Source organism: Pantoea vagans (assembly GCF_004792415.1).
Taxonomy (GTDB): domain Bacteria; phylum Pseudomonadota; class Gammaproteobacteria; order Enterobacterales; family Enterobacteriaceae; genus Pantoea; species Pantoea vagans.
On the sequence record NZ_CP038853.1, the window covers coordinates 1,459,606 to 1,483,931 of the forward strand.

The 24,326-nt window shown below is 56.4% G+C and carries 22 protein-coding genes; 12 read left to right on the forward strand and 10 right to left on the reverse strand.

The window, feature by feature from the left end; translation table 11 throughout:
• Window positions 1-30 precede the first annotated feature (30 nt).
• The 3 genes from EGO56_RS06785 to puuD are packed head-to-tail and all read right to left on the reverse strand — an operon-like array spanning window position 31 to window position 2,645.
• Window positions 31-1,308 carry an NAD(P)/FAD-dependent oxidoreductase gene (locus EGO56_RS06785; protein ID WP_135908149.1) on the reverse strand — a complete coding sequence of 426 codons (1,278 nt, stop codon included), beginning with the start codon at window positions 1,306-1,308 and terminating at the stop codon, window positions 31-33.
• A 19-nt stretch (window positions 1,309-1,327) separates the two neighbouring features.
• Entirely contained in the window at window positions 1,328-1,885 is a 558-nt protein-coding gene (puuR, locus tag EGO56_RS06790; RefSeq protein WP_013358432.1) for an HTH-type transcriptional regulator PuuR, read from the reverse strand.
• The gene (gene puuD / locus EGO56_RS06795) at window positions 1,878-2,645 is read right to left on the reverse strand and encodes a gamma-glutamyl-gamma-aminobutyrate hydrolase (protein ID WP_135908150.1); all 768 of its coding nucleotides are present in this window, start codon (window positions 2,643-2,645) and stop codon (window positions 1,878-1,880) included. Before puuD ends, puuR begins: the two co-directional genes overlap by 8 nt.
• 204 nt (window positions 2,646-2,849) lie before the next feature.
• On the opposite strand from puuD, the gene EGO56_RS06800 reads away from it, so the two are divergent.
• Both EGO56_RS06800 and EGO56_RS06805 read left to right on the forward strand, forming a co-directional pair.
• On the forward strand, window positions 2,850-4,265 hold the full coding sequence (locus tag EGO56_RS06800) for a glutamine synthetase family protein (protein WP_135908152.1): 1,416 nt from the start codon (window positions 2,850-2,852) through the stop codon (window positions 4,263-4,265).
• A gap of 403 nt (window positions 4,266-4,668) precedes the next feature.
• Window positions 4,669-6,027: an APC family permease gene (locus EGO56_RS06805; RefSeq protein ID WP_135908154.1), complete on the forward strand. Its 1,359-nt coding sequence runs from the start codon at window positions 4,669-4,671 to the stop codon at window positions 6,025-6,027.
• A 49-nt stretch (window positions 6,028-6,076) separates the two neighbouring features.
• Here EGO56_RS06805 and ygbI read toward each other — a convergent pair whose 3' ends face one another.
• Window positions 6,077-6,838 carry a DNA-binding transcriptional repressor YgbI gene (gene ygbI, locus EGO56_RS06810; protein WP_135908156.1) on the reverse strand — a complete coding sequence of 254 codons (762 nt, stop codon included), beginning with the start codon at window positions 6,836-6,838 and terminating at the stop codon, window positions 6,077-6,079.
• Window positions 6,839-7,105: 267 nt separating this feature from the next.
• Here ygbI and ltnD point away from each other — a divergent pair, with 267 nt between their 5' ends.
• The 5 genes from ltnD to EGO56_RS06835 all read left to right on the forward strand — a co-directional run bounded on the left by ltnD (window position 7,106) and on the right by EGO56_RS06835 (window position 12,175).
• Window positions 7,106-8,011: an L-threonate dehydrogenase gene (gene ltnD, locus EGO56_RS06815; RefSeq protein WP_135908158.1), complete on the forward strand. Its 906-nt coding sequence runs from the start codon at window positions 7,106-7,108 to the stop codon at window positions 8,009-8,011.
• Window positions 8,011-9,273 (forward strand): 3-oxo-tetronate kinase, encoded by a 1,263-nt coding sequence (gene otnK / locus EGO56_RS06820; protein ID WP_135908160.1) that lies wholly within the window; start codon window positions 8,011-8,013, stop codon window positions 9,271-9,273. The genes ltnD and otnK overlap by 1 nt, the downstream gene beginning before the upstream one ends.
• Entirely contained in the window at window positions 9,266-9,910 is a 645-nt protein-coding gene (gene otnC / locus EGO56_RS06825; RefSeq protein WP_135908162.1) for a 3-oxo-tetronate 4-phosphate decarboxylase, read from the forward strand. Before otnK ends, otnC begins: the two co-directional genes overlap by 8 nt.
• Window positions 9,910-10,695: an HPr family phosphocarrier protein gene (locus EGO56_RS06830; RefSeq protein WP_135908164.1), complete on the forward strand. Its 786-nt coding sequence runs from the start codon at window positions 9,910-9,912 to the stop codon at window positions 10,693-10,695. The genes otnC and EGO56_RS06830 overlap by 1 nt, the downstream gene beginning before the upstream one ends.
• 124 nt (window positions 10,696-10,819) lie before the next feature.
• Window positions 10,820-12,175, forward strand: coding sequence for a GntP family transporter (locus EGO56_RS06835; RefSeq protein WP_135908166.1), 1,356 nt, complete (start codon window positions 10,820-10,822; stop codon window positions 12,173-12,175).
• 51 nt (window positions 12,176-12,226) lie between these two features.
• Here EGO56_RS06835 and sbcB read toward each other — a convergent pair whose 3' ends face one another.
• Entirely contained in the window at window positions 12,227-13,654 is a 1,428-nt protein-coding gene (sbcB, locus tag EGO56_RS06840) for an exodeoxyribonuclease I (RefSeq protein WP_135908167.1), read from the reverse strand.
• 668 nt (window positions 13,655-14,322) lie between these two features.
• On the opposite strand from sbcB, the gene EGO56_RS06845 reads away from it, so the two are divergent.
• Complete coding sequence (locus tag EGO56_RS06845; RefSeq protein WP_135908169.1) at window positions 14,323-14,808, forward strand: Hcp family type VI secretion system effector; 486 nt, start codon at window positions 14,323-14,325, stop codon at window positions 14,806-14,808.
• Between the two features lie 278 nt (window positions 14,809-15,086).
• On the opposite strand, the gene EGO56_RS06850 is transcribed toward EGO56_RS06845, so the two are convergent.
• Window positions 15,087-15,593 carry a DUF2778 domain-containing protein gene (locus EGO56_RS06850; RefSeq protein ID WP_135908170.1) on the reverse strand — a complete coding sequence of 169 codons (507 nt, stop codon included), beginning with the start codon at window positions 15,591-15,593 and terminating at the stop codon, window positions 15,087-15,089.
• 304 nt (window positions 15,594-15,897) lie between these two features.
• On the opposite strand from EGO56_RS06850, the gene dacD reads away from it, so the two are divergent.
• The 3 genes from dacD (at window position 15,898) to tmaR (ending at window position 18,866) form a co-directional block, all read left to right on the forward strand.
• Window positions 15,898-17,061 carry a serine-type D-Ala-D-Ala carboxypeptidase DacD gene (gene dacD / locus EGO56_RS06855; RefSeq protein WP_179291158.1) on the forward strand — a complete coding sequence of 388 codons (1,164 nt, stop codon included), beginning with the start codon at window positions 15,898-15,900 and terminating at the stop codon, window positions 17,059-17,061.
• 259 nt (window positions 17,062-17,320) lie between these two features.
• Window positions 17,321-18,379, forward strand: coding sequence for an FUSC family protein (locus EGO56_RS06860; protein ID WP_033733196.1), 1,059 nt, complete (start codon window positions 17,321-17,323; stop codon window positions 18,377-18,379).
• A 160-nt stretch (window positions 18,380-18,539) separates the two neighbouring features.
• Entirely contained in the window at window positions 18,540-18,866 is a 327-nt protein-coding gene (tmaR, locus tag EGO56_RS06865; RefSeq protein WP_004571340.1) for a PTS system regulator TmaR, read from the forward strand.
• Between the two features lie 88 nt (window positions 18,867-18,954).
• Here the strand turns inward: tmaR and EGO56_RS06870 are convergent, their stop codons facing one another.
• From EGO56_RS06870 to EGO56_RS06885, 4 genes are all read right to left on the reverse strand, one after another.
• A complete protein-coding gene (locus tag EGO56_RS06870; RefSeq protein ID WP_135908171.1) occupies window positions 18,955-20,016 on the reverse strand; it encodes a LacI family DNA-binding transcriptional regulator in 1,062 nt (353 codons plus the stop codon).
• Window positions 20,017-20,144: 128 nt separating this feature from the next.
• Complete coding sequence (locus EGO56_RS06875; protein ID WP_135908172.1) at window positions 20,145-21,059, reverse strand: ketopantoate reductase family protein; 915 nt, start codon at window positions 21,057-21,059, stop codon at window positions 20,145-20,147.
• A gap of 180 nt (window positions 21,060-21,239) precedes the next feature.
• A complete protein-coding gene (locus tag EGO56_RS06880) occupies window positions 21,240-22,013 on the reverse strand; it encodes a phosphate/phosphite/phosphonate ABC transporter substrate-binding protein (RefSeq protein WP_135908173.1) in 774 nt (257 codons plus the stop codon).
• Window positions 22,006-22,968, reverse strand: a complete 963-nt coding sequence (locus tag EGO56_RS06885) for a fatty acid desaturase (RefSeq protein ID WP_135908174.1) — start codon at window positions 22,966-22,968, stop codon at window positions 22,006-22,008. The genes EGO56_RS06880 and EGO56_RS06885 overlap by 8 nt, the downstream gene beginning before the upstream one ends.
• A gap of 208 nt (window positions 22,969-23,176) precedes the next feature.
• Between EGO56_RS06885 and EGO56_RS06890 the strand changes: the two genes are divergently transcribed.
• Window positions 23,177-24,199, forward strand: a complete 1,023-nt coding sequence (locus tag EGO56_RS06890) for an LLM class flavin-dependent oxidoreductase (protein WP_135908175.1) — start codon at window positions 23,177-23,179, stop codon at window positions 24,197-24,199.
• Window positions 24,200-24,326 lie beyond the last annotated feature (127 nt).

Here is a 24,326-nt window from a genome sequence, read left to right on the forward strand (position 1 = left end):
CTGGCCAGACGTAATGCCTGGCCCTTAGTCTTACACCCCCAGCCGATCCCTCAACGCATACCACACCGCGCCCATCGCTGTCAGCGGCACCTTAAAGCGTCGGCCACCCGGGAACGGCAGGTGAGGCAGGCGGGCAAATGCGTCAAACCGCTCGGCATCGCCGCGTAATACTTCGCTAATCAGCTTGCCGGAAAGATGGGTACTGGTGACGCCATGACCGCTGTCGCCCTGCATAAAATAGACATTCTTCTCCATCCGGCCAAACTGCGGCATACGCGACAGTGTCAGCAGGAAATTGCCGCTCCAGCTGAAGTCCAGCTTCACGTTCTGCAACTGCGGGAAAGTGCGGCGCAGCTTGGGCCGGATCAGCGCTTCAATGTCAGCCGGTTCCCGCGCGCCGTAGACCACACCGCCGCCATAGAGCAGCCGGTTATCGGCGGTCAGACGGAAGTAATCCAGCAGATAGTTACAGTCTTCCACACAGTAATTGTTCGGCATCAGCGACAGTGCCTGGTCGGGTGTCAGCGGCTCGGTTGCCACAATCTGTGATCCGCAGGGCATGCTTTTTCTGCTCAGGCGCGGCTCCAGTTGGGGTGACAGATAGGCGTTACCGGCGAAGATCACAAACGTCGCACTGACCTCGCCGTGAGCGGTTTTCACCCGGTTAGGTGCGCCATAAACCACATTTGTCGCTGCGGACTGCTCATAAATGCGTCCGCCGTGTCGCCGGATGGCTTCCGCTTCTCCCAGCGCCAGATTTAGCGGATGCAGATGGCCGCCGCGTCGATCCAGCAGCCCGCCGACATAACGTTCAGTAGCGACTTCGCGGCGAATAGCGCGTTCGTCCAGCAACTCCAGGTCATGATTACCGTACTGCTGCCATAGCGTTTTCTGCTTTTGCAGATGGGCCATCTGTCTCGCATTCAGCGCTGCAAAAATGCCGCCGGGCCGGTAGTCGCACTCAATCGCATACCGCTTAATGCGATCGCGGATAATCTCAGCGCCTTCAAACATCATGCTGCCCAGCATGCGGGCACTCTCTTTGCCGTAGCGTTGTTCAATCACATCCACGTCGCGGCTGTAAGAGTTCACCACCTGACCGCCGTTTCGCCCGCTGGCACCAAAGCCGACACGCGCCGCTTCCAGCACGACCACGTCGTAGCCCACCTCAGTCAGATGCAGCGCCGCTGAGAGACCGGTAAAACCACCGCCAATGATGCAGACGTCGTACTGAATGCTCTCCTGTAAGATCGGCCAGGGCGCATGCGGATTGGCGGTCGCTGCGTAATAACTTTCCACATAATTCATAACAACCTCCGGGAAGCGCCTAAAAGTTGGCTGGCGTGTGGGCACTGACAATGCGGCAGGGGATTTCAGCCCTATTGGTGAAGCTGTGCGGTAAGCCGGTATCAATGACATAGCTCTCTCCGGCGGAGAGATGAAACTGCTGACCGTTAATGACCAGCGTAATTTCACCTTCCAGCAGCGTGCCGGTCTCTTCGCCCGGATGACGCAGCTTCTCGCCGGTGCTGGCGCCGGGTTGATAGGTTTCCAGCAGCATGCCCAGCGTGCGCTGCGCACGGCCATTGTCGATGAGCTTCAGCGACACACCCTGGCTGCCAATTTCCAGCAGATCGCTGGCGCGGACAATCACCTTTGGCTCTGCGTGGGGTTTAGGTTCCGAAAAGAATTCCGACAGCGACAGCCCATAGACTTTCAGCAGTTTCTGCAGGGTGCTGACCGCCGGGCTGACCTTATCCTGCTCTATGGTGCTGATGGCGCTGTGGGTCAGTCCGGCCAGTTCAGCAACGCGACGTTGCGACAATCCCATCGTCTGCCGAATCTGCGCCAGCCGTCGTCCCGGTGCCAGCGTGACATCACTCATCTGCTTTTCCCCTGTGATAGCGAATGGCGGCCTGAATAAAGCCGCTGAACAATGCCTGCGATCCCGCCGTACTTTCCGGCTGCCATTCGGGATGCCACTGCACCGCGAGGGCGAAGGGATGATGACGCAGACTCACCGCCTCAATCAGGCCATCCGGCGCGCGCGCCTCAACGCGCAGCTGCGGCCCCGGTTCACGTACGCCCTGATGATGCAGAGAATTGACCGCAAGCGGCTTGCTGCTGTCCAGCAGCGTTGCCAGCAGGCCATCCGGTTCGATAGCGATTGGATGCGCTGTCGCATACTGCTGATCCAGTGGCAGCGTCTCATCTTCATGATGACGCTGAAATTCTGACTGCTCACTGAGATCCCGCCACAGCGCGCCACCGTTGGCCACCACCAGCTCCTGCAGTCCACGGCAGATACCAAACATCGGCATTTTATGGCTGGTGACCCAGGTGATTAACTGAAAGGCGAGACGGTCGCGGCCCGGATCGGCGTGCGGTTCTTCACCGGCTTCGCCATAATGCCAGGGTTCGATATTGCTGGGACTGCCGGTGAACAGCAGACCATCCAGCACAGCCATAGCGTTTTCTGATAGATGAGGCGCATTAATAAGACTATGGGGCAGGGCGAGAGGCACGCCACCCGCCAGGACAATCGCATCAATATATTTGTTATGCACCGTCTGAGTCGCATGGCCGCCCAGATCTTTCTGGCACATCACTACGCCAATCAACGGTTTGTCAAAAATAATGCCCATCTTACGTCCTCGCATCACTGGTCGAAATATCTACCGAAAGGGCACATCTGGCGGTTAAGTGTGCAATATTTTTTCAATCTAGCAATCTGCTGTTTGTTCTTCAAACAGATTTGTTACATTTGCACACTTTTTATGTTGGCGCTATGTTAGTGGTGTGGCTGTTATTTTGAGCATTACGCAAACCTAATAGGGGCGGGTGAGATCATGACTAACCTGGTAGAAGTGGAAGACTTCACGCTTCACAGTGAAGAGAAACGAACCAGCGCGTTCCAGCTTGAGGTGAAAGCCTGGCTGGAGCGCCATCCTGAAACGCAGTATGTCGACATCCTGTTAAATGATTTAAATGGTGTGTTCCGCGGCAAGCGCATTCCGGTCTCTGCGCTGCCTAAGCTGGAAAAAGGATGTTATTTCCCCGCCTCAGTGTTTGCCATGGATATCCTCGGCAACACGGTGGAAGAAGCGGGACTCGGCCAGTCTCTTGGTGAACCCGATAATCTCTGCCTGCCCGTTAGCGGCACGTTAGTTCCCTCCGCCTCTGACCCTAAACACATCGCGCAGCTGCTGTTAACCATGTGCAACCAAGATGGCACTCCCTTTGACGTTGAACCCCGAAATGTCCTCAACCGGCTGTGGCAACAGTTGCGCAACCGAGGTCTGTTTCCGGTGGTAGCGGTAGAGCTGGAGTTCTATCTGGTGGACAAGAAGCGCGATGCTGAAGGCTTTATCCAGCCGCCCTGTTCGCCTGGCAGCGATGAGCGCAATATGCAGAGCCAGGTCTACTCGGTCGATAATCTCGATCATTTCGCTGATGTCCTGCGCGATATTGACGATCTGGCCCGTCAGCAGGGCATACCGGCTGATGGCGCGCTGGCGGAAGCCTCGCCCGGACAGTTTGAGATCAACCTGCATCATACCCGCGACGTGCTGCGTGCCTGCGATCATGCGGTGCAGCTGAAGCGCCTGATTCGTCAGGTCGCGGAAAATCACGGCATGACCGCCACCTTTATGGCGAAGCCTTACGAGGAGTACGCAGGCAGCGGGATGCATGTGCATATAAGCATGCTGGATGCCGCCGATCACAACGCCTTCGCCTGCGATGATGGCAGTGATTCACCGCTGATGAAGCGTGCGCTGGCGGGCATGATCGACCTGATGCCCGCGTCAATGGCGCTGCTGGCACCCAACGTGAATGCCTATCGCCGCTTTGTCCCTGAAGCCTATGTGCCGTTGCAGGCTTCGTGGGGGCATAACAACCGGACCGTCGCGCTGCGCGTGCCGTGCGGAGATATCGACAACCATCGTATTGAGTATCGGGTGGCGGGCGCTGATGCCAATCCCTATCTGGTCGTCTCGGCTATCCTGGCCGGGATGCTGCATGGGCTGGATACGCAACTGCCATTGCCGAATCCGGTCACCGGCAACGGACACCATGCCGAAGGGCTGGCCCTGCCGATCCGGCAGAGCGATGCGCTGTATGAGTTTGACAGCAGCTATCCGCTGCAGAAGTTACTAGGCGAACGCTTTGCCAGCGTCTGGCACAGCTGCAAAAACTATGAACTGATGCAGTTTGAACGACTGATTACGTCTACGGAAATAGACTGGATGCTGAAAAACGCCTGATGGGCTTCTCAGCGTTACTTTGTCGCGCTTTTTTTTGCATAAGGTGCCCCAACGGCTTGTATTACTGCCACGGGTTAGGGCAGAATACGCGGCCTGCAAAATCAGATGATAACCGACGCTTAACGCGCCGGTTATTTTTTTGCATCCAGTTTTAACAGAGCGTTTTTGCTGACTTAACCGAGGCCGGGCACGCACCCGGATAGATAAACACTGAAAACACGCGTAAGCGTGAGATTGAGGATTACAAAGATGGGGATGTTTTTCACTCTGCCAGCCAACGCTGGTACGCGTTTTCGTGATGACTACGGCGCCGCGTCAACCGCTAACCTTACTCCCTGTCGCTTAATGCGCAGTTGCCCTGTGACCCAGCCCAGCCAGGTTGTCGCACATGGGGGACTGAAGCATGTCGCTTAATACCTCCGCCGCACCGCAGCGTGCGCAACTCAAAAAGACGCTTACGTTACTTCCGGTCGTCATGATGGGCTTAGCCTACATGCAGCCTATGACCCTGTTCGATACCTTTGGAATCGTTTCCGGGCTGACCGATGGTCACGTCGCCACTGCTTATGCTTTCGCGCTGATTGCGATTCTGTTCACTGCCGTGAGTTACGGTAAGCTGGTACGCCGCTTCCCCTCTGCGGGCTCCGCTTATACCTACGCTCAGAAGGCGATCAGTCCGCACGTCGGCTTTATGGTCGGCTGGTCATCACTGCTGGACTACCTGTTCATGCCGATGATCAACATCCTGCTGGCTAAAAACTATTTCGAATCGCTGGTGCCGGGCATCCCGTCGTGGATCTTCGTGGTGTTGCTGGTCGGCTTTATGACGCTCTCAAACCTCAAGGGCATCAAAACCGTCGCCAACTTCAACAGTGTGATTGTGGTGCTGCAGGTGGTTGTCATGGTCGGGATCACCGGCATGGTGATCTACGGTGTGGCGAGCGGCGTCGGCTCCGGTACGCTGGTGAGCAGCCGTCCGTTCTGGTCTGAGAATGCGCATGTGGTGCCGATGATTACCGGTGCAACCATACTCTGCTTCTCGTTCCTGGGCTTTGATGGCATCAGTTCGCTGTCGGAAGAGACTAAAGATGCAGAACGTACTATTCCACGCGCGATTTTCCTGACGGCGCTGATTGGCGGTGTGATCTTTATCGCGGCATCTTACTTCCTGCAGCTCTACTTCCCGGACATCACCCGCTTCCAGCACCCGGACTCCTCACAGCCTGAAATTATGCTGTTCGTGGCCGGTAAAGCGCTGCAGGTCGGCATCCTGATCTTCTCGGTGGTCACGGTACTGGCATCCGGTATGGCGGCGCACGCTGGCGTATCGCGTCTGATGTATGTGATGGGCCGTGATGGCGTGTTCCCGGAGCGTTTCTTCGGTTATGTCCATCCAAAATGGCGTACCCCGTCGCTCAACGTGCTGCTGGTCGGTGCGATTGCGCTGATGGCGATTAACTTTGACCTGGTGACGGCTACCGCGCTGATTAACTTTGGTGCGCTGGTGGCGTTTACCTTCGTTAACCTGTCGGTAATCGCGCAGTTCTGGGTCCGTGAGAAGCGTAACCGCACGCTGAAAGATCACGTTCAGTATCTGCTGCTGCCGCTGCTGGGTGCACTGACTGTCGGTGCGCTGTGGGTAAACCTGGAAGCGAGTTCTATGGAGCTGGGCCTGATCTGGGCCGCCATCGGAATTATCTACCTGGCATTCGTGACCCGCAGCTTCCGTAATCCGGTGCCGCAGTTCAGCGAAGAAGTTTAATTGCGCTAACGTTGCCGCCTTCCGGCTTTATCGGGAAGGCGGCGACAGCTTAACCGGCCAGCACCAGTTCCCAGTTGCCCGCACTCAACAGTTCCCGCCCCGCATCACTCAGTTTGTTGTCCGTCACCACCTGATCAAATCTCTCCAGCGGTAACGCCAGAAACGTCGCTATTCTGTTGTACTTCGAACTGTCACTCAGTAAAACCCGTTTGCTGCTCACATCACACACTGCCTGCTTCACCATCACTTTATCTTCATCCGGTGTAAACAAGCCGCGTGGCCCCCAGCAGGAGGCGGAGATAAAGGCGATATCAATGGCCAGATTGCGCAGGCTGCGTGCTGCCGACTCGCCGACGCAGGAGCGGTTCTCCCGGCATACGGTGCCGCCCGTGTGGATGACCCGGCACTGACTCGCCTCCATCAGCAGATTCGCCACCATGAAATCATTGGTCACCACCAGTAAATCATCACGATCCACCACTTCCTGTGCCAGCGCTAACGTCGTAGTCCCGGCATCCAGATAGATGCAGCTATTACGGGGGATGTGACGGGCAGCGGTGCGGCCAATGGCGCGCTTCTCATCGTTGTAGAGGGTGCTTTTCGTCAGATGGGACGGTTCAGCTGCCAGTCGATCGGCGGAGCGCACGCCGCCGGAAACCGACAGCACGGCGCCTTGTTCTTCCAGTTTCTGTACATCCCGGCGTATCGTCATGTGCGATACGCCCAGCCGCTCAGTTAACTCTGCAATGCTCACTACGCCCCGATCGGCCACCAGTGCCAGAATCTGTTGATGACGTTCAACCGGAATCATATCTGCTCCCTGATAATTACCATTTTTTCACATTATAAATTATCTGCCGGTCAACCAGAACAAAAAATAACAGCTGATACAGGGCGGGCAGCTGCACTCACCGGGCTAACGCAAGGTGAGGCCGGTAAAACAGGCAGTGTTAAAAATTGTTCCTGTTCACACGGGTGATGTTTTTTTGTGAGGAGTGACACATTTTTACCGACAGGAAGCTGGCAGGATTAACAGTAACAAACAAATAATCACTTAATTTAACAGTGGAGGCGTAACGTGCCAGCTGAAAACATCTGCGTTATCGGATTAGGTTCCATGGGTATGGGGGCGGCGAAGTCCTGTCTGCGTGCTGGTCTCAACACCTGGGGCGTCGATTTGAATCCTGCTGCCCTGGAGAGCTTACGTCAGGCCGGCGCACGTGATGCGCAGTCATCCGCCTCAGCCTTTGCAGATCAGCTTGATGCCGTTTTGCTACTCGTGGTCAATGCAAAGCAGGTTAACGCCATTCTGTTCGGTGAAGATGGCCTGGCCGCAAAACTGCGTCCGGGCACGGTGGTGATGGTCTCATCCACACTCTCAGCGCAGGATGCGCAGCAGATTGAACAGCGGCTGGCTGAACATCAGTTGCTGATGCTGGATGCCCCGGTGTCGGGCGGCGCGGCCAAAGCGGCCAGCGGTGAAATGACGGTGATGGCATCCGGCAGTGATGCGGTCTTTGCACAGCTGCAGCTGGTGCTGGATGCGGTGGCTGCCAAAGTCTATCGCGTGGGCAATGAAATTGGCCTCGGGTCAACCGTCAAAATTATTCATCAGCTGCTGGCGGGCGTTCACATCGCGGTCGGCGCAGAAGCCATGGCGCTGGCGGCGCGAGCCGGTATTCCGCTGGAAACCATGTATGAAGTGGTCACCAATGCCGCGGGTAACTCCTGGATGTTCGAGAACCGTATGAAGCATGTGGTAGACGGTGACTACAGCCCGAAATCGGCTGTCGATATCTTCGTGAAAGATCTCAACCTGGTGGCCGATACCGCAAAATCGCTCCACTTCCCGCTGCCGCTGGCTTCAACCGCCCTCAACATGTTTACCGAAGCCAGCAACGCCGGTTATGGCCGTGAAGATGACAGTGCGGTCATCAAAATCTTCAGCGGCATCACGCTGCCGCAGGCAGGGGAGAACAGCTGATGCGTCTTGGCGTAATAGCGGATGATTTTACCGGCGCAACGGATATCGCCAGTTTTCTGGTGCAGAACGGCCTGACAACCATTCAGTTCAACGGCATCCCCGCCAGCGAAGAGAGGACCGGGGCGCAGGCGATTGTGGTAAGCCTCAAGAGCCGTTCCTGTCCGGCAGATCAGGCGGTTGCGCAGTCGCTGGCCGCGCTGGCGTGGCTGCAGAAGCAGGGCTGTGAACGCTTCTACTTCAAATATTGTTCCACGTTCGACAGCACCGCGCAGGGCAATATCGGTCCGGTGACCGATGCGCTGCTGAATGCACTGGGTGAGACGCAGACGGTCATCTGTCCGGCGCTGCCGGTGAACGGGCGCACCGTCTATCAGGGCTATCTGTTTGTCGGCGATCAGCTGCTGTCCGATTCCGGCATGCGGCATCATCCGGTCACGCCGATGCAGGATAGCAACCTGCTGCGTCTGATGACGGCACAGGCAACCGGCAAAGCCGGGCTGATCGCGGCGGCACAGGTCGATCAGGGCGCAGCGTCAGTGCGTCAGGCGCTGGACCAGCTGGCGGAGCAGGGCATTAATTACGTCGTCACTGACACCCTGCATCAGGCGCATCTGTTGACGCTGGGTGAAGCACTCAGTGACAGGCGGCTGGTGACCGGCGGTTCCGGGCTGGCCATCGGTCTGGCGCGGCAGTGGGCGACGGCTGAGACAGATTCAGAGGCGGAAAAGGCAGGCCGTCCGCGCGGCGATCGCGCCGTGGTGCTGTCCGGATCCTGTTCGCAGATGACCAATCGTCAGGTTGCCGCGTACCGCCAGCTGGCACCGGCCTGCGAAGTAGAGATTGAGCATTGTCTGGAAGATGCAGAAGGGTATGCCCGGCAGCTGTGCGACTGGGTGGAAGCTAACAGTCATCAGACGCTGGCCCCGCTGCTGTTTGCCACCGCGGACGCGCAGCAACTGCAGGTGATTCAGCAGCGCTATGGCGCGCAGCGCAGCAGCGAAGCCGTTGAGCAGCTGTTCGCCGCCGTCACCCGCGAGCTGAAAGGGCGCGGCTGGCAGCGCTTTATCGTGGCCGGAGGAGAAACCTCCGGTGTAGTCGCGCAGAGTTTGGGCGTAACCGCCTTTCACATCGGCCCGACCATTTCGCCCGGCGTGCCCTGGGTGCGCGACATCCATCAGCCGCTCTCGCTGGCACTGAAATCGGGCAATTTTGGCGACGAAGATTTCTTCCGCCGCGCGCAAACGGAGTTTACCTATGTCTGAATCTTTCCTTTTAGCGGAACAGCAGGCGCGTGACGAAATGGTCCGTCTCGGCGCCTCGTTCTTTCAGCGCGGCTATGCCACCGGCTCTGCGGGCAACCTCTCCATGTTGCTGGCGGATGGCAATCTGCTGGCGACCCCTACCGGTTCCTGCCTGGGAGAGTTGCAGGCTGAGCGGCTGTCGAAAGTGACGCCTGAGGGGGAATGGCTCTCCGGCGATAAACCCTCCAAAGAGATTGCGTTTCACCGCGCGCTCTACCTGAATAATCCCGACTGCCGCGCAGTGGTGCATCTGCATAGCCACTACCTGACGGCGCTCTCCTGTTTACAGGGGCTGGATACGGACAATTGCATCCGTCCGTTTACCCCCTATGTGGTCATGCGCGTCGGTGATGTGCCGGTCGTGCCTTACTACAAGCCGGGCGATGGGCGTCTGGCCGAAGATCTGGCGGCGCTGGCGCCGCGTTACCGCGCCTTTTTGCTGGCGAATCACGGCCCGGTGGTGGTGGGAAAATCCTTACAGGAAGCGGCGGACAACACGGAAGAGCTGGAAGAGACCGCCCGTCTGATCTTTACCCTGGGCGACCGCCCGATTCGTTATCTCAGCGATGCCGAAGTGTCAGAACTCAGGAGCCGATAATGCCGAAGTTTGCTGCTAACCTTTCGACGCAGTTTAATGAATATCCCTTTGCCGAACGCTTCGCTGCAGCGGCGAAAGCCGGTTTCAAGGCGGTCGAATTTCTGTTTCCTTATGACTATCCCGCCACGCAGATAAAACAGTGGCTCGATGATAACCAGCTGCAACTGGTGCTGTTCAATACCGCGCCGGGCAATGTCGCAGCGGGTGAGTGGGGCGTCTCCGCCATCCCCGGACGGGAAGCGGAAGCAAAGGCAGATATCGACCGCGCCCTGAGCTATGCGCTGGCGCTGAACTGCCCGCAGGTTCACATCATGGCGGCGACGGTGCCGCCCGATGCCGATCGTCAGCGCTATGTTGAGACCTTTATCAGTAACATGCGCTATGCGGCTGAGTGCTTTGCACCGCACGGCATCAGCCTGCTGATCGAAGCACTTAACCCGATTACCAAACCCAATTATCTCTACGCCAGTCAGTATCAGACGCTGGAGATGGCTGAGCAGATTGATCGACCCAACGTGTTCACTCAGCTCGACCTGTTTCACGCACAGCGGGTGGACGGCAACCTCAGCCATCTGATTCGCCACTATGCGGGACGGTATCGTCACGTACAGATTGCGTCGGCACCGGATCGTCATGAGCCGGATGAGGGGGAAGTTAATTATCCGTACCTCTTCTCGCTGCTGGATGAGGTTGGCTATTCTGGCTGGGTCGGCTGCGAATATATCCCGCGAGGCAGTACGACCGAGGGTCTTGGCTGGTTTGCACCCTGGGCGCAAAAAAACTGATTTAACGGGCTGAAAAACCGGTGTTAAAGCACCGGTCGGGAGCGGCTTGCCCTTTTTCTGACTCTGCACCTGCTATTTCTGTACGCCTGAAACCCAAAAAATATAACAATTTCTGAGGTTTACTATGTCCACCGCACTGCTGTTAGCCATAGCGACCGCCAGCATCGTGATCCTGCTGCTGCTGGTCATCAAAGCCAAAGTTCATCCGTTTGTCGCCCTGCTGATTGTCAGCCTGCTGGTGGCGATTGCGACCGGCATTCCGGCCGAGAAAATCATGGAGACGATTATCACCGGGATGGGCGGCCTGCTCGGTCACATCACCATCATCATCGTGCTGGGTGCCATGCTTGGGGCGATTATTGAAGCCTCCGGCGGGGCTGAATCCCTGGCGCAACGTTTCAGTAAAACGCTGGGGCTGAAGCGAACCGTTGCTGCATTGACCATGGCGGCTTTTATCCTGGGCATTCCGGTCTTTTTCGAAGTGGGCTTTATCATCGTCATTCCGTTGATTTATGGCTTCACTAAGGTGGCGCGGGTCTCACCACTGAAGTTTGGCCTGCCGATGGCGGGCGTGATGCTGACGGTGCACGTGGCGCTGCCAACCCATCCGGGTGCGGCGGCGGCGGCCGGGATCCTGCACACCGATATGGGCTGGCTGATGATGCTGGGTATCGCGATTTCCGTGCCGGTCGGGATCATTGGCTACTACGTAGCGAAAATGATGAACCGTCGCCATTACCATCTGTCTGTTGAGGTGCTGGAGCAGTTGCAGATGGCGAAGCCAGAGGGACAGGAAAAGAAAAATGAACCGGCCCCGCCTGGCGCGCTGACTATCAGCGGTCTGATTGTGGTCCCGATTGTATTGATCGTGCTGGGAACGCTGTCCCACACCCTGCTGGTGGAAGGCAGTCTGCTGCGTAACGTCATGACCGTGATCGGCACGCCGCCGATTGCCCTGCTGATTGCCTTGGGGCTGGCGGCCTGGCTGCTGGGCGTGCGGCGTGGCTGGAGCAAAGATAAGCTGGAAGATCTCACCGGGCGGGCCATTCCCACCTCTGCCAGCGTGATTCTGGTGGCCGGTGCGGGTGGGGCATTTGGCAAAGTGCTGGTGGAGTCAGGGGTCGGGAAAGCGCTGGCGGTCACGCTGGAAACGCTGCATCTGCCGCTGGTGCCGGCTGCCTTTATCCTGTCGCTGGCGCTGCGCGCCTCACAGGGGTCCGCCACGGTAGCCATCCTGACCACCAGCGGTCTGCTGACACAGGCGGTGACCGGCGTGACGGATATGCAAAGGGTGCTGGTGACGCTGGCAGCCTGTTTCGGCGGGCTGGGGTTGTCACATGTCAATGATGCGGGATTCTGGGTAGTGACGCGCTATCTGGGGCTTTCCGTGGCGGACGGTTTACGCACCTGGACGGTGCTGACGACGATAATGGGGTTAAGCGGTTTTGTGCTGACCTGGCTGGCGTGGACGGTGCTCTGATTCAGCAAGACAGTAAAGCCTGACCCTGCAGGGTCAGGCTTTGTCATTGGTTCAGGAGACCAGTTCCTGCGCATAAAGATAGAGCGCTTTGAGCTGCCCAACCTTTTCTGCATCCGCTTCATGCAGATTCGCCAGTCCCTCCAGCTCCTGCATAAACGCCTGTACCCGATCACCATTCAGTACTTCACGGCGATGCTGCAACCAGCGCTGCTGCTCGGCATCATCCAGCGTGCCGGGGAAGTTACGCGCCCGGTAGCGGAACAGCAGTTTCGCCACTCGCGCACTCTCAAAGCTCAGGTCCAGCGCAGGCAGATTGGCGGGCGCGGTCTGGCGGATAATATTCATTCCGGCACGGTCGGCATCACTGAAAAACCCATCATAGAGCTGCGTGTCCACGTCGTCTGACGGCGTAAACGGCTCGGCTTCGGCAAACAGCGTGACCAGTTTTTCCCGCACGTCAGGCTGCTGACGCAGCAGCGCCAGATTCGCCAGGCAGTGCTGACGATCAATGCCCAGCCGGGCCGCATCTTCCGGACGCAGCGTACTGGCAGGTGCCAGCACAGGACACTTGTTGATATGCACCAGTTTAACCGGCACCGCAGGCAGATCGCCCAGGTCGTTTTTCGGCGTGTAAAGACGCTCACGCAGTGTATCGGCATCCAGTTGCAGCAGCGGCGACATATCGCCCGCCAGATCCACCACGATCAGCGCATTGCGGTTATCAGGATGCCAGGCAAGCGGTACGATCCAGCTGGTGTTGCCGCGCGCCGCGCCGAACATGCCGGAGACATGGACCAGCGGTTTCATCTGCGGGATGTCGATCAGGTTCATCAGCTTGTTTTTGTTGCGGTGGGTAAACAAAAACTCAAACAGTTTCGGCTGCTTCTCTTTTACCAGCTTCGCCATCGCCAGCGTGGCGTAAACATCGGACATCGCATCGTGCGCATTTTCATGGGCCACGCCGTTGGCTTTGGTCAGATGCTCCAGCCGGAAGCTGGGGAAGCCTTCTTCATTTTCCGGCCAGTTGATCCCGTCAGGCCGCAGCGCATAGCAGGCACGCATCACGTCGAGCAGGTCCCAGCGTGAGTTGCCGTTTTGCCAGGCCCAGCCGTAAGGGTCGTAAAAGTTGCGATAGAAGATATTACGCGTCACTTCATCATCGAAACGCACGTTGTTGTAGCCCACCACGCAGGTTTGTTCGGTAGTGAACAGCTTATGAATGCGTTCGGCAAACTCAGCTTCGATTACGCCCCGGCTCATCGCTATCTGCGGGGTAATGCCGGTAATCATCACCGCTTCGGGCTGTGGCAGATAGTCATCAGGCGGACGGCAGTAGAACACTTCTGGCTCGCCAACAGGATTGAACTCACTGTCGGTGCGCAGGCCGGCAAACTGGGCGGGCCGGTCACGAGAGGGGCTGGTGCCGAAGGTCTCATAATCATGGAAGAGAAAAGTAGGCTGTACGCGGTCGTTATTCAAATTTCATATCCGTTCATTGCGTTCACTGACTTTATGAACAGAAAGCCTGCAGCTTTCTGTTCGCTCTGAATTTCTCTGCGCGCAGCAGGATGAGTTTTGATCGTTGTGTCTGAGTCGTTGAGCAGGGCAGATTATAGTGCTCCGGAGCAACATCTGACCTGACACATGGTAAACCATGTTCTGCCTCGTCTCCAAAGCATCCTGTCACACGTGCTCCTGCAGCAAGCATCCTGCCAGAGCGGAATCGTACTTTCATAGTTTATTGACTTGACCTTTTATGGTCTTAATAATCATAAAGTGGTGATTATTTTCACTAATAACAATCAGTTAAGTTCTTTGAGTTTCAGGTGGAACATTTCATCTGTTTAATAAACACAACCAGTCGGAAGCTTATCCAGCCAGATTATCTTTAAGATTATGTGAGAGGGTTCTCAAAGCTTATAAGAGATAATAATGTCCGGGCAGGGATGCAGGCTTATTTATAAAGAATGGTGCTTTAATATTACTGAGTGCCGTAAGTTAATCTCATTATTATTTTCATTCAGTTGAAATCAGTTTCTGCCTCCTCTGTTCCGGATTTTTAAATAGCCTATTGGCCGGTTCCATATGGAAATTTACAGTGAGGGGTTATACTATGCTGAGGCACTTAATGAAAAAGGAGTTTTAGTATGCCAATTCCGGCTTATTTGTGGCTCAAAGATGATGGCGGGGCCGACATCAAGGGCTCAGTCGATGTTAAGGATAGAGAGGGCAGTATAGAAATAATTGGCTTCAGTCATGGTCTCAATATCCCTGTGGACAGTACCAATGGTAAAATAACCGGCACGCGTTCCCATTCTCCCATGTTGCTTGAAAAAGAGTTCGACTCATCGAGTCCTTATCTTTATAAAGCAGTTGCCCGAGGGCAGACCCTGAAAAGCGCTGAAATTCGCTGGTACCGCATAAACCATGCGGGACAGGAAGAGTGCTATTTTGTGATGACAGCAGAAAACGTCAAGGTTACTGGCGTGAATCCGGCAATGCCGAATACTAAACGGCAAAGTAATGACGCTATCAATCATCTGGAAAGCGTCTCTTTTCTCTATGATAAAATCACATGGCGATATGTGGACGGCAATGTTCAGTTCACCGATGACTGGAATGTCAGAAGCTGAAGCTTGAGGCGGATCAACTCCGCCTTTTCTTCCAGAGGAAAGTTATCAATTCAGTTGTAGTAATGTAAAATATTATCGTGCCGAAAATTGTTATAAAGAAATTAATATAAAAGTAAACATCATCTGTTTCTTCAGGAAAAGCATGCCCATTGAAATGCTCTGCTATTTTTGACGCCAAATTCACGGGGATTATGGCGTAATAGTATGGATGATATAAATGGCTGGCAACCATAAGCAAAATACAAAAATAAAATATCTTTAGCGCTTTCAACGTTATCTTAGCCATTTGTGGTCACCCTGATAGTGCCATACGCCATCATGTTCTTCATGCAGATTACAGGGGTTTTTGTAGTTCTTAATAAAGCGTTACGCAGCAGACTATAGTCAGTATTATGCGCCAGAGTAATGCACCCTTCAGACAGCTGACCCGGATGAAGCCGAAATCCGCCACGACGTATCCCATCAATCCACAGACTATCTTTCACATTGCCCCAGTTGTCAGGAAATAACGCAAACCATTCGCTATGAGAAAAAACCGCACCTTTAAAAGTACGATTAAATGTATCACCCACTACTGCTCTGACCTGATTGAATGCACTTCCCTCAGGACGATCAACAATCCAGTACAATCCCTCTGGCACAGGTCCCTGAGTTGGGATAGCCCCGCAGATAGCATGATTACGGCAGGCCCCATTACCTGAGAACGCCAGAAAAGTACCCAGGCCGGGAAAAGTCAGTGGTGAATAATCAGCATCATTGAGTTCAAACTTTCCATGCAAAGCCATATTGCCTCTTCCTTAAGCCCGGCTGATAAATCAACAAATCGCCTGTCATTCCATGAACAACTGCCCGCAAAATCGGGTCAATTAGCCACACATAAAATAAGGCCATACGCGCATTTTGTAAACAATCAGATGAGTGCCGTTCTCGATTCGGCATAACAACGTTTAACGGGGTCTCTGAATATCTCCCGCAGTTCATACTTTTTTTCAATTTATTCAAACCTTCACAACGCTTTTGCCGTAAAACGTGCGGCTGTTTCCGTTTCGTTTTAGAAATTTTCTCTCCCGTGCAATTAAGGATGAAGTGTTGAAAAGGCGTCTGTTGTTCACCGTTACCGCTACTGTTTTTTGGGCCTCGCTGGCGCAGGCTGATGCGATTCCCTTTCCTGTGACGCCCCCGGCGATTGATGCGGCTTCCTGGGTATTGATGGATGCCACTACCGGGCAGGTGCTGACCGCGGGCAATCCCGATGAACGCCGCAATCCTGCCAGCCTGACCAAACTGATGACCGGCTACGTAGTCGACCGCGCTATCGACCAGAAGAAAATCAGCCGTGACGACATGGTCACGGTCGGCAAAGATGCCTGGGCGGCGGGAAATCCGGTGTTCAAAGGTTCCTCACTGATGTTCCTGAAGCCAGGCGATAAGCTGAGTGTCCGCGATCTAAGTCGTGGCGTGATTATCGATTCCGGCAATGACGCCTGTGTTGCACTGGCGGATTACGTGGCCGGCAGCGAAGCGAACTTCGTCGGCATGATGAATCATTATGTTGAGAAGCTCGGCCTGCAGAATACCCACTTCGAAACCGTTCATGGTCTGGATGCGCCGGGTCAGTACTCAAGCGCGCTGGATATGGCGAAGCTGTCACGCGCGATTATCGATGGTGAGCCTGACTTTTATGCCATGTACAGTGAGAAAACCCTGAGCTGGAACGGCATTACCCAGAACAACCGTAATGGCCTGCTGTGGGATAACAACCTCCACGTTGATGGGCTGAAAACCGGTCACACGGAAACCGCGGGCTTTAACATCATCGCGTCAAATGTGGTGGGTAAACATCGCCTGATCGCCGTCGTGATGGGCGGGAAAAGCCCGAAAGGCCGCGAAGAGCAGGCGCGTAAACTGCTGGTCTGGGGCCAGAACACCTTTGATACCGTTCAGCTGTTCCATGCCGGTAAGAAGATTGGCAGCGAAAACGTCTGGTACGGCAATCCGCATCAGGTAGAGGTGGGAACGGCAGAAGATGTCTATCTGTCATTGCCGCGCAGTGAAGTGCAGAACGTGAAGGCGAAGTACGTCATCGATCGCAAAGATCTGGAAGCGCCGCTGAAAGCCAATGAAGTGATTGGTGAAATTCAGGTGATGGATAAAGATCAGCAGATTGCTCACTATCCGCTGGTGGCGCTGAGTGCGGTTGAACCTGCCGGTGTGATTACCCGCCTGACGGACTATCTTAAACAGAAATTCTGATTAACCGCCGGGCAGTACAGAAACGGGCAGCCTGCGGGCTGCCCGTTTTCACATTTACACCCTGAGCCTGTTACTGATTCCTGAGAAAGGTTAAAAAGCCGTATTCAGTTGTTCATGACTTCCGGTCAGGTATGTGAGTCGGATGTTGATAATTGTAAGCGAACGTCAAAACTGTTTTGAAATATCCGGCCCGTGCTAAGCCCGAGCCGCGTTCAGGGTTAAGATAGCCACATCATGTTCCCGTAACCGGAAAGTCACTTTGCGTCCTGACAAGCCCATCTCGAAACTGGAGTTCTGGTTTTATCGCCATTACCGATCCGTCCACGGCGTGCGTATTGCCATCGCCTTTTTACTCTGCTTTATCTTTGTCCGGGCGACCGGTATTCCGGAAGGCACCTGGCCGCTGATTACGCTGGTGGTGGTAATGGGACCGATTTCCACCTGGGGAAATGTCTTTCCGCGCGCCCTGCAGCGCATCTGCGGCACGGTGGCGGGGTCGATTTCCGGTCTGATTGCCCTGAAGCTGGAGCTGATCTCCATGCCGGTGATGCTGGCCTGGTGCGGCATCATCATGGTAATCAGCGGCTACCTGACGCTGGGCAAGCATCCCTACATGGCGCTGCTGATCGGGATTACGCTGAGCGTGGTGGTGGGCGCGCCAACCGGCGACTTCACCGTGGCGCTGTGGCGCGGCGGAGATGTGATTCTGGGATCGCTGATGGCGCTGCTGTTTACCGCGATCTGGGCGCAGCGCGCCTATACACACTGGCGCATTCAGCTCTCCGACACGCTGGCGGGCATGGCAAAAATCTATCACGCTGGTTTCTCGCCCAACCTGGTTGAAAAGCCACGCCTCAACAAGCCGCTGGGCAAATTGCTGACCAGCGTGATCAAAATGCGGGCGCTGCTGGAGCCGTCGAGCAAAGAGACCCGCATCCCGAAGTCGGTGCTTGAAGCGATTCAGACCATAAACCGTAATATGGTTTACACCATTGAGATGCAGATTAATGCCTGGTGGGCCTCGCGTGAGAGTCACCTGATAATGCTTAACGCGCCTGCTCTCCGCCGTACACAGCAGATGACAGAGAACACGCTACGGGCGCTCTCGGTCATGGCGATTGAGGGTGAAACAGAAGAGGTGATAGCCAACAGCCATGAGCTGACCGAAATCAGTGGCGAACTGCGCAGACTGATCGCCGAAGCGGGCAGCGACGGGCTGGAAGAGACGCCAATCTACGGCTATGTCTGGCTGACGCTGGAACTGGCGAAACAGCTGGAGCGCATGACCGATCTGATGCGGATGGCGCTGCGCAAATAATCACCTCAGACAATGACTTAATGTGAAACCGGGTTTCTTTGCGCTAAGATAAGAGCCAGTCTGAATTTAGCTGTGAAAATTGCTTACCTGGCGGGCTAGCCGCTAAGCTGATCGTTTTGACTCTCTCCCTGCGTCAGCAGGCTTAAAGAAAGGTGCCATCATGGAAAATGCCAAGCAGTCATTTCAGGACGTACTGGAGTTCGTGCGTATGTTCCGCCGCAAAAACAAACTGCAGCGTGAAATTGTCGACAACGAGAAGAAAATCCGCGATAACCAGAAGCGCGTTCTGCTGCTCGACAACCTGAGCGAATATATCAAACCCGGCATGAGCGTTGAGGCTATTCAGGAAATCATCGCCAGCATGCGTGTGGATTATGAAGACCGCGTGGATGAGTACATCATCAAAAACGCCGACCTGTCGAAAGAGCGTCGCGAGCTGTCGAAAAAAATCAAAGCGATGGGCGTGGGCGAACACCCGAAAGCATAAGAACAGAGCGCTTATGCGTTTTGCGTTCCATGCGAACCCGCATTCACTTCGGTGGTGCGGGTTTTTTATTGCCTGTCTCAGCGCAGAATTATTTACCTGCCAGCCTGCGGGCAATCTCCTGTAGCTGACGGGAGAGCGCCACGACATCGACCCGCTCATCCGCGGGCGGGGCGGTGGTCTCACGGATCACCAGCGTGGTTTCCAGCGCGTTGTCTGGTGCTTCTTCACCCTGAAGCCGCGCCAGCATCCGCTCAACACTCTGCGCGCCAAGATAGTGTAAATCCTGCCGCACCGTGGTCAGCGGCGGCTGATACCACGCGCTCTCGGCGGTATCGTCATAACCAATCACGGAGATCTCGCCAGGAATGGCGACGCCATATTGATGCAGCGCGCGCATTGCACCCAGCGCCATCTGATCGTTGGCCACCAGCAGCGCCTGCGGCAGGTCATCGGGCAATTGTGTCAGCAGCGCCTGATAACCCGACTGCGCGCTCCAGTCACCGCGCAGCGCGCAATGCGGCGTTAGCTGATGATCGGCCAGCGCCTGACGCCATGCGTTTTCGCGCTGACGGGCTGACACCGAGCGCAGCGGCCCGCTTAACAGGCCAATCTGACGATGCCCCAGCGCAACCAGATGTTCAACGGCGGCACGTGCGCCGGACTCATTGGGATACTGACACTGCGCCACCGACGCCTGCGGTTCGACATCCAGAAACAGCACCGGCTTGCCGCCGCACAGCAGCTGGATCTGCTGCGCTTCATCGGCATCCAGCGGCAGGTTAATCAGCAGCCCATCAACCCGCTGAGCCAGCAGTTCATTCACGATGGCGGCCGCATCGTGGCCGCTGTCCATCGCAATCACCAGATGATAACCCGCCCGTGCAGCACGCTGCTGAATCGACGAGGCGATCTGCGCCGGTGCCATCAGGGCCAGGTCGCTGGTCGCGAGACCTAACGTGCGCGTCGCCTTGCCCGCCAGCTGCTGCGCCACCCGGTTGGGCACATAATTGAGCTGCTGCATCGCCGCCTCAACCCTTTCCCGCGTGCGGGCTGACACCTGTTCAGAACGATTTAAAACACGTGAAACGGTTTGATATGAGACGCCGGCCAGTTGAGCGACATCATCAAGGGTCACGGAGCGGGAAGTCATTGAACTCTCCAGTAGATGAAGCGACGAGTGTAACAAATTTTCATGCTGTGCTGCTGCTGCCAGCCACACGTTCACCGCCACGCCAGCGGGAAACGTGGCGGCAGCCGACCCGCGAACGCTGCCGGTTGTTAACGCTGCTGCAGATAGACCTGCAGGTTTACAACCACCACATTCAGCAGCGGCGTGGCAAGCCCGTTTCGTTTCGCCCGCAGCAGCAGGTCGCCGATGATCTGATCGGCTTCAATATCATAACCCTGGGTGAGATCGCGGTACATTGAGGAGGTCATCGGGGTCGCGGGATTGTTTAACAGTTCAAAAATGCGGGCCGTCACCGCCGGGCGCGGCTGATAGCCTTCGGCAGTAATGACGGACAGAATCTCCGTAAAGATCCCCTGAAGCAGCGCTTCGCCGCCGCGCGCGGTGAGGATCTGCCGGGTATCGCCGCGTGCCAGGCAGCAGACTGCGCCGAGGGTGCTGAGCAGCAGCCACTTTTCCCACAGCTCATCCATAATGTTATCGCTGAACAGGGTATCAACCTGACAGTCGCGCAGCGCAGCATCAACCCGCTGCAGCCGTTCATCATTGCTGCCGTCCAGCGCGCCGTATAAGAGCTGGTGCAGCGGCGTCATCTGGATGACTTCGCCCTGTTCACCCAGCGTGGCGTTGATTTTGCACAGGCCACCAATCACCTTATCTTCGCCGAAACGCTGTTGCAGCGTTGCGATATGCCGCATTCCGTTGAGAATCGGCATGATCAGCGTGTCCGGGCCGACGGCCGGCGAAATGTCCTCCATCACCTGATCAAGGGCAAAGCTTTTCACCGTCACAATAATCAGATCAAAGTGACCCGTCAGGGTGCTGGCCTGCGTCAGTTGCGGCTGTAACTTTTCGGTGCCCTGCGGCGTCTGCAACACCAGCCCATTGTTTTGCAGCTGCTGATAACGGCGTTCACGCACCAGAAAAGTCACGTCCTGACCCGCCTGAGCCAGTCGTGCACCAAAGTATCCACCGGTCGCGCCGGCGCCTGCCATCAGAATCCGCATTCCACTCTCCCTTTGCTGAAAGCCTTTACCTTAGAACGCCGTGAGTGCACTTACCAGCGTTAGCCTCCGGCGCAGCGTATCGGGGTGCGTGAAAAAACAGGCAGGGAAAGCGTGAGCAGTGAGGCGGGGATGCAGAAAAATCAGATTTTCCCGGTCAGAAGGGCGAATCAGCGTGCGGCGTTAAAGCCGGGTAACGCCCAGCGCGGCGGCCTGCTGTTCCCACGCCAGCACGTCCTGATAGTCGTCTCGCTGCACCGGGCTGAATCCACTGATGAGATTGTCGTCGCAGACGCCGCGCCAGGCGGGATCGCTTACCAGCTGATGCAGCGCCGTGCGTAATGTCGCCAGCCGGGCCGCTGACGTTGAGGCGGCCGTAATCAGCGGCAATCCGGGTGCGGCGGGCGTCTCACCGATGATATGCAGGCCGCGCAGTTCATCCGGCGCATAGCGCGCCAGCAGCGCCCAGCTCACACAGTCGATAGCGGCGATATCTGCCTGCGAATCACGCAGCGCTGCCAGCGACTGACGGTGTCCGCCGCTCAGCAGCAGCTGTGAAAAGGTCACGCCCTGACGCGCCGCCACAAACCGCAGCGCGTTATAGCCGGATTGTGAGTCCGGGCTGTTAGCCACGGCCCGCTGACCGTTGAAATCGGCCAGCGTCGCCTGTTTATCCCGCGCCACCAGCCAGCTGCGATAATCGCGCCCGCTGCAGCCCGCAGCCAGATAGTGAAAGGTGCCGACCAGCTGAACCGCCGGTAACTGGCTGACCAGCGGATAGCCGCAGGTCTGACTCAGCAGCAACCGGTCATCCCGCCAGTGGACCAGCAGATCGTCAGGCCAGACCGGCTGCGCGTAGGTGTTGTGCTGCGCCAGCAGCGTAACCACAGCCTGCATCAATGCCCGCGTGGCAGGCGGATGGAGGGCATACATGGGCAAAGCGAGCAGATTATTCATGGGTTTTCTCCCCTGAGCGGCCCGGATGGGCATTGACGCTAACCGGTCTGGCCCAGAACTGACGCAGCCAGACCTGATAGCCCGCCACCCGAAAACCGTGGTTGCGCTGATAGTATTGCTCGCGGTCGCGAAGATAGAGCGGGCGCAGGCCATACCAGGGAACGCCAGGCAGATCGTGATGCACTGAATGGTAGTTCAGATTCAGGAACAGTATGCGCCAGGGCCAGGCCGCTTCATTATTCACCGAACGTGCCAGCGGGTCGTCCGCCGCACGATGCTCATAAAAGGATCGTATCTTGGTCAGTGCCAGCGCCGGATAACTTACCGCCAGCAGATACCACAGCGGCGAAAACCCGAGCTCCGCCATCCAGTAAAACAGCAGAGCCAGCAGCGCGCCATGCAGCAGCCACATGCCCGTCGCAGAGCGATCGCCACGGCGCAACGTCGGCCACATCCCGCCAAGGGTCGACGCGATATCCAGTAGCGGGCCAAGCAGCAACCGTCCCGGAAACGTGTTGCGCAGATGAATCAGCCGCTGCTGCCAGCGCGGCAACTGCGCCCAGCGTGCAGCGGAAAAATAGTAGGTTTCCGGGTCTTCGTCCGGCTCGGTCAGGGTGTGATTGCGATGATGGGCCAGATGAGAGTCACGATAGAGCCCATAGGGATACCAGACCGCCAGCGGCAGGGTGCCGAACAGCTGATTCACCCGCGGCCAGCGCGTGGGATGACCGTGGATCAGCTCATGCTGCAGTGACATATACCAGGTGGTGAAAACGATCAGCAGCAGGGTAGCGGGCATCTGTCCCAGCGTCTGCCAGTTCAGCATCACCGAGAACCAGCCACCGTAAATCACGGCCATCAGCAGCCAGGTTGGCAGTTCGCTGCGCCAGAGCCAGCTGCGCGCGCGCTGTTTCAGCCAGGCGCGCTGCTGTAAAGAGAGATAACCGTTGTGCATCGTTCACCTGACAGCAGAAGCGGGAGTCTGGAGAGTGAAAGAAAGCGCGGACAAAGACAAAGTGGATAATCTGCTTAGCTATGTCGAAATTCCTGAATATGGCGCTTAAAGATATTGACTATCAGTGGCGGCGCGGAGGGCGTAACCTTTCCCTATCAAAAATCGACTCATGCCCACAGGCGTTTATCGCCTGTCAGGAGAAATACAGATGAAAAATATCGGCTTCTTATCCTTTGGTCACTGGACGCCTTCGTCGCAGTCCGCCACCCGCACCGCGCAGGATGTGTTACTGCAATCGATCGACTTAGCGGTCGCCGCCGAAGAGCTGGGCGCAGATGGTGCTTATTTCCGTGTCCACCATTTTGCCCGCCAGCTCAGTTCGCCGTTTCCGCTGCTGGCTGCCGTGGCAGCACGCACCAAAACGATTGAGATCGGCACCGGTGTCATCGACATGCGCTACGAAAACCCGCTCTACATGGTGGAAGACGCCAGCGCGGCAGACCTCATCTCCAACGGTCGTCTGCAACTGGGTCTGAGCCGCGGTTCCCCTGAGCAGGTTATCGATGGCTGGCGCTACTTTGGCTTTGAACCGAAAGCGGGTGAAAGCGATGCGGATATGGGCCGTCGCCACACCGAAGAGTTTCTGGACGTGCTGCGCGGCGAAGGCTTTGCTAAGCCGAATCCACAGCCGATGTTTCCGAATCCGCCAGGTCTGCTGCGCCCTGAGCCGCTTTCGGAAGGGCTGCGTGACCGTATCTGGTGGGGATCCGGCTCCAACGCCACCGCAGAATGGGCGGCGAAAATGGGCATGAATCTGCAAAGTTCAACCCTGAAAGATGATGAGACCGGCGAGCCGTTCCACATTCAGCAGGCGAAACAGATCCGCGCCTACCGCGAGGCCTGGAAAGCGGCGGGGCATCAGCATGCGCCACGCGTTTCCGTCAGTCGCAGCATCTTTGCGCTGGTAAATGATATGGACCGCGCCTACTTTGGCCGCAGCGGTAACGATCAGGATTCCGTTGGCTTCCTGGATGAGAAAACCCGCGCCATCTTTGGCCGCAGCTATGCCGCAGAGCCAGAAGTACTGATTAAGCAGCTGGCGCAGGATGAGGCGATTGCCGAAGCGGACACGCTGCTGCTGACCGTGCCTAATCAGCTTGGTGTCGCCTACAACGCCCATGTGATTGAGGCGATTCTGAAGTACGTCGCCCCGGAACTCGGCTGGCGTTAAATCTGAAGTCGAGCGCCCGCGTAAGCCGGGCGCTCTGTTGTTTCTTTCATAAAGCGGTGTTACCTGCCATTCACCTCTGCAATCGTTAACGCTTTTTAATCATTTTCTCTTCTCGTATTTCTGCCGT

What these genes read in the sequence shown, in the direction of transcription:
- tmaR (WP_004571340.1), top strand. Translation starts at nt 18,540, where the DNA reads ATGGAAAATGCCAAGCAGTCATTTCAGGACGTACTGGAGTTCGTGCGT.
- EGO56_RS06800 (WP_135908152.1), top strand. Translation starts at nt 2,850, where the DNA reads ATGACTAACCTGGTAGAAGTGGAAGACTTCACGCTTCACAGTGAAGAG.
- EGO56_RS06870 (WP_135908171.1), bottom strand. Translation starts at nt 20,016, where the DNA reads ATGACTTCCCGCTCCGTGACCCTTGATGATGTCGCTCAACTGGCCGGC.
- EGO56_RS06885 (WP_135908174.1), bottom strand. Translation starts at nt 22,968, where the DNA reads ATGCACAACGGTTATCTCTCTTTACAGCAGCGCGCCTGGCTGAAACAG.
- EGO56_RS06830 (WP_135908164.1), top strand. Translation starts at nt 9,910, where the DNA reads ATGCCGAAGTTTGCTGCTAACCTTTCGACGCAGTTTAATGAATATCCC.
- EGO56_RS06850 (WP_135908170.1), bottom strand. Translation starts at nt 15,593, where the DNA reads ATGGCTTTGCATGGAAAGTTTGAACTCAATGATGCTGATTATTCACCA.
- EGO56_RS06890 (WP_135908175.1), top strand. Translation starts at nt 23,177, where the DNA reads ATGAAAAATATCGGCTTCTTATCCTTTGGTCACTGGACGCCTTCGTCG.
- otnK (WP_135908160.1), top strand. Translation starts at nt 8,011, where the DNA reads ATGCGTCTTGGCGTAATAGCGGATGATTTTACCGGCGCAACGGATATC.
- EGO56_RS06835 (WP_135908166.1), top strand. Translation starts at nt 10,820, where the DNA reads ATGTCCACCGCACTGCTGTTAGCCATAGCGACCGCCAGCATCGTGATC.
- puuR (WP_013358432.1), bottom strand. Translation starts at nt 1,885, where the DNA reads ATGAGTGATGTCACGCTGGCACCGGGACGACGGCTGGCGCAGATTCGG.
- EGO56_RS06880 (WP_135908173.1), bottom strand. Translation starts at nt 22,013, where the DNA reads ATGAATAATCTGCTCGCTTTGCCCATGTATGCCCTCCATCCGCCTGCC.
- EGO56_RS06875 (WP_135908172.1), bottom strand. Translation starts at nt 21,059, where the DNA reads ATGCGGATTCTGATGGCAGGCGCCGGCGCGACCGGTGGATACTTTGGT.
- EGO56_RS06805 (WP_135908154.1), top strand. Translation starts at nt 4,669, where the DNA reads ATGTCGCTTAATACCTCCGCCGCACCGCAGCGTGCGCAACTCAAAAAG.
- puuD (WP_135908150.1), bottom strand. Translation starts at nt 2,645, where the DNA reads ATGGGCATTATTTTTGACAAACCGTTGATTGGCGTAGTGATGTGCCAG.
- ygbI (WP_135908156.1), bottom strand. Translation starts at nt 6,838, where the DNA reads ATGATTCCGGTTGAACGTCATCAACAGATTCTGGCACTGGTGGCCGAT.
- EGO56_RS06845 (WP_135908169.1), top strand. Translation starts at nt 14,323, where the DNA reads ATGCCAATTCCGGCTTATTTGTGGCTCAAAGATGATGGCGGGGCCGAC.
- otnC (WP_135908162.1), top strand. Translation starts at nt 9,266, where the DNA reads ATGTCTGAATCTTTCCTTTTAGCGGAACAGCAGGCGCGTGACGAAATG.
- EGO56_RS06785 (WP_135908149.1), bottom strand. Translation starts at nt 1,308, where the DNA reads ATGAATTATGTGGAAAGTTATTACGCAGCGACCGCCAATCCGCATGCG.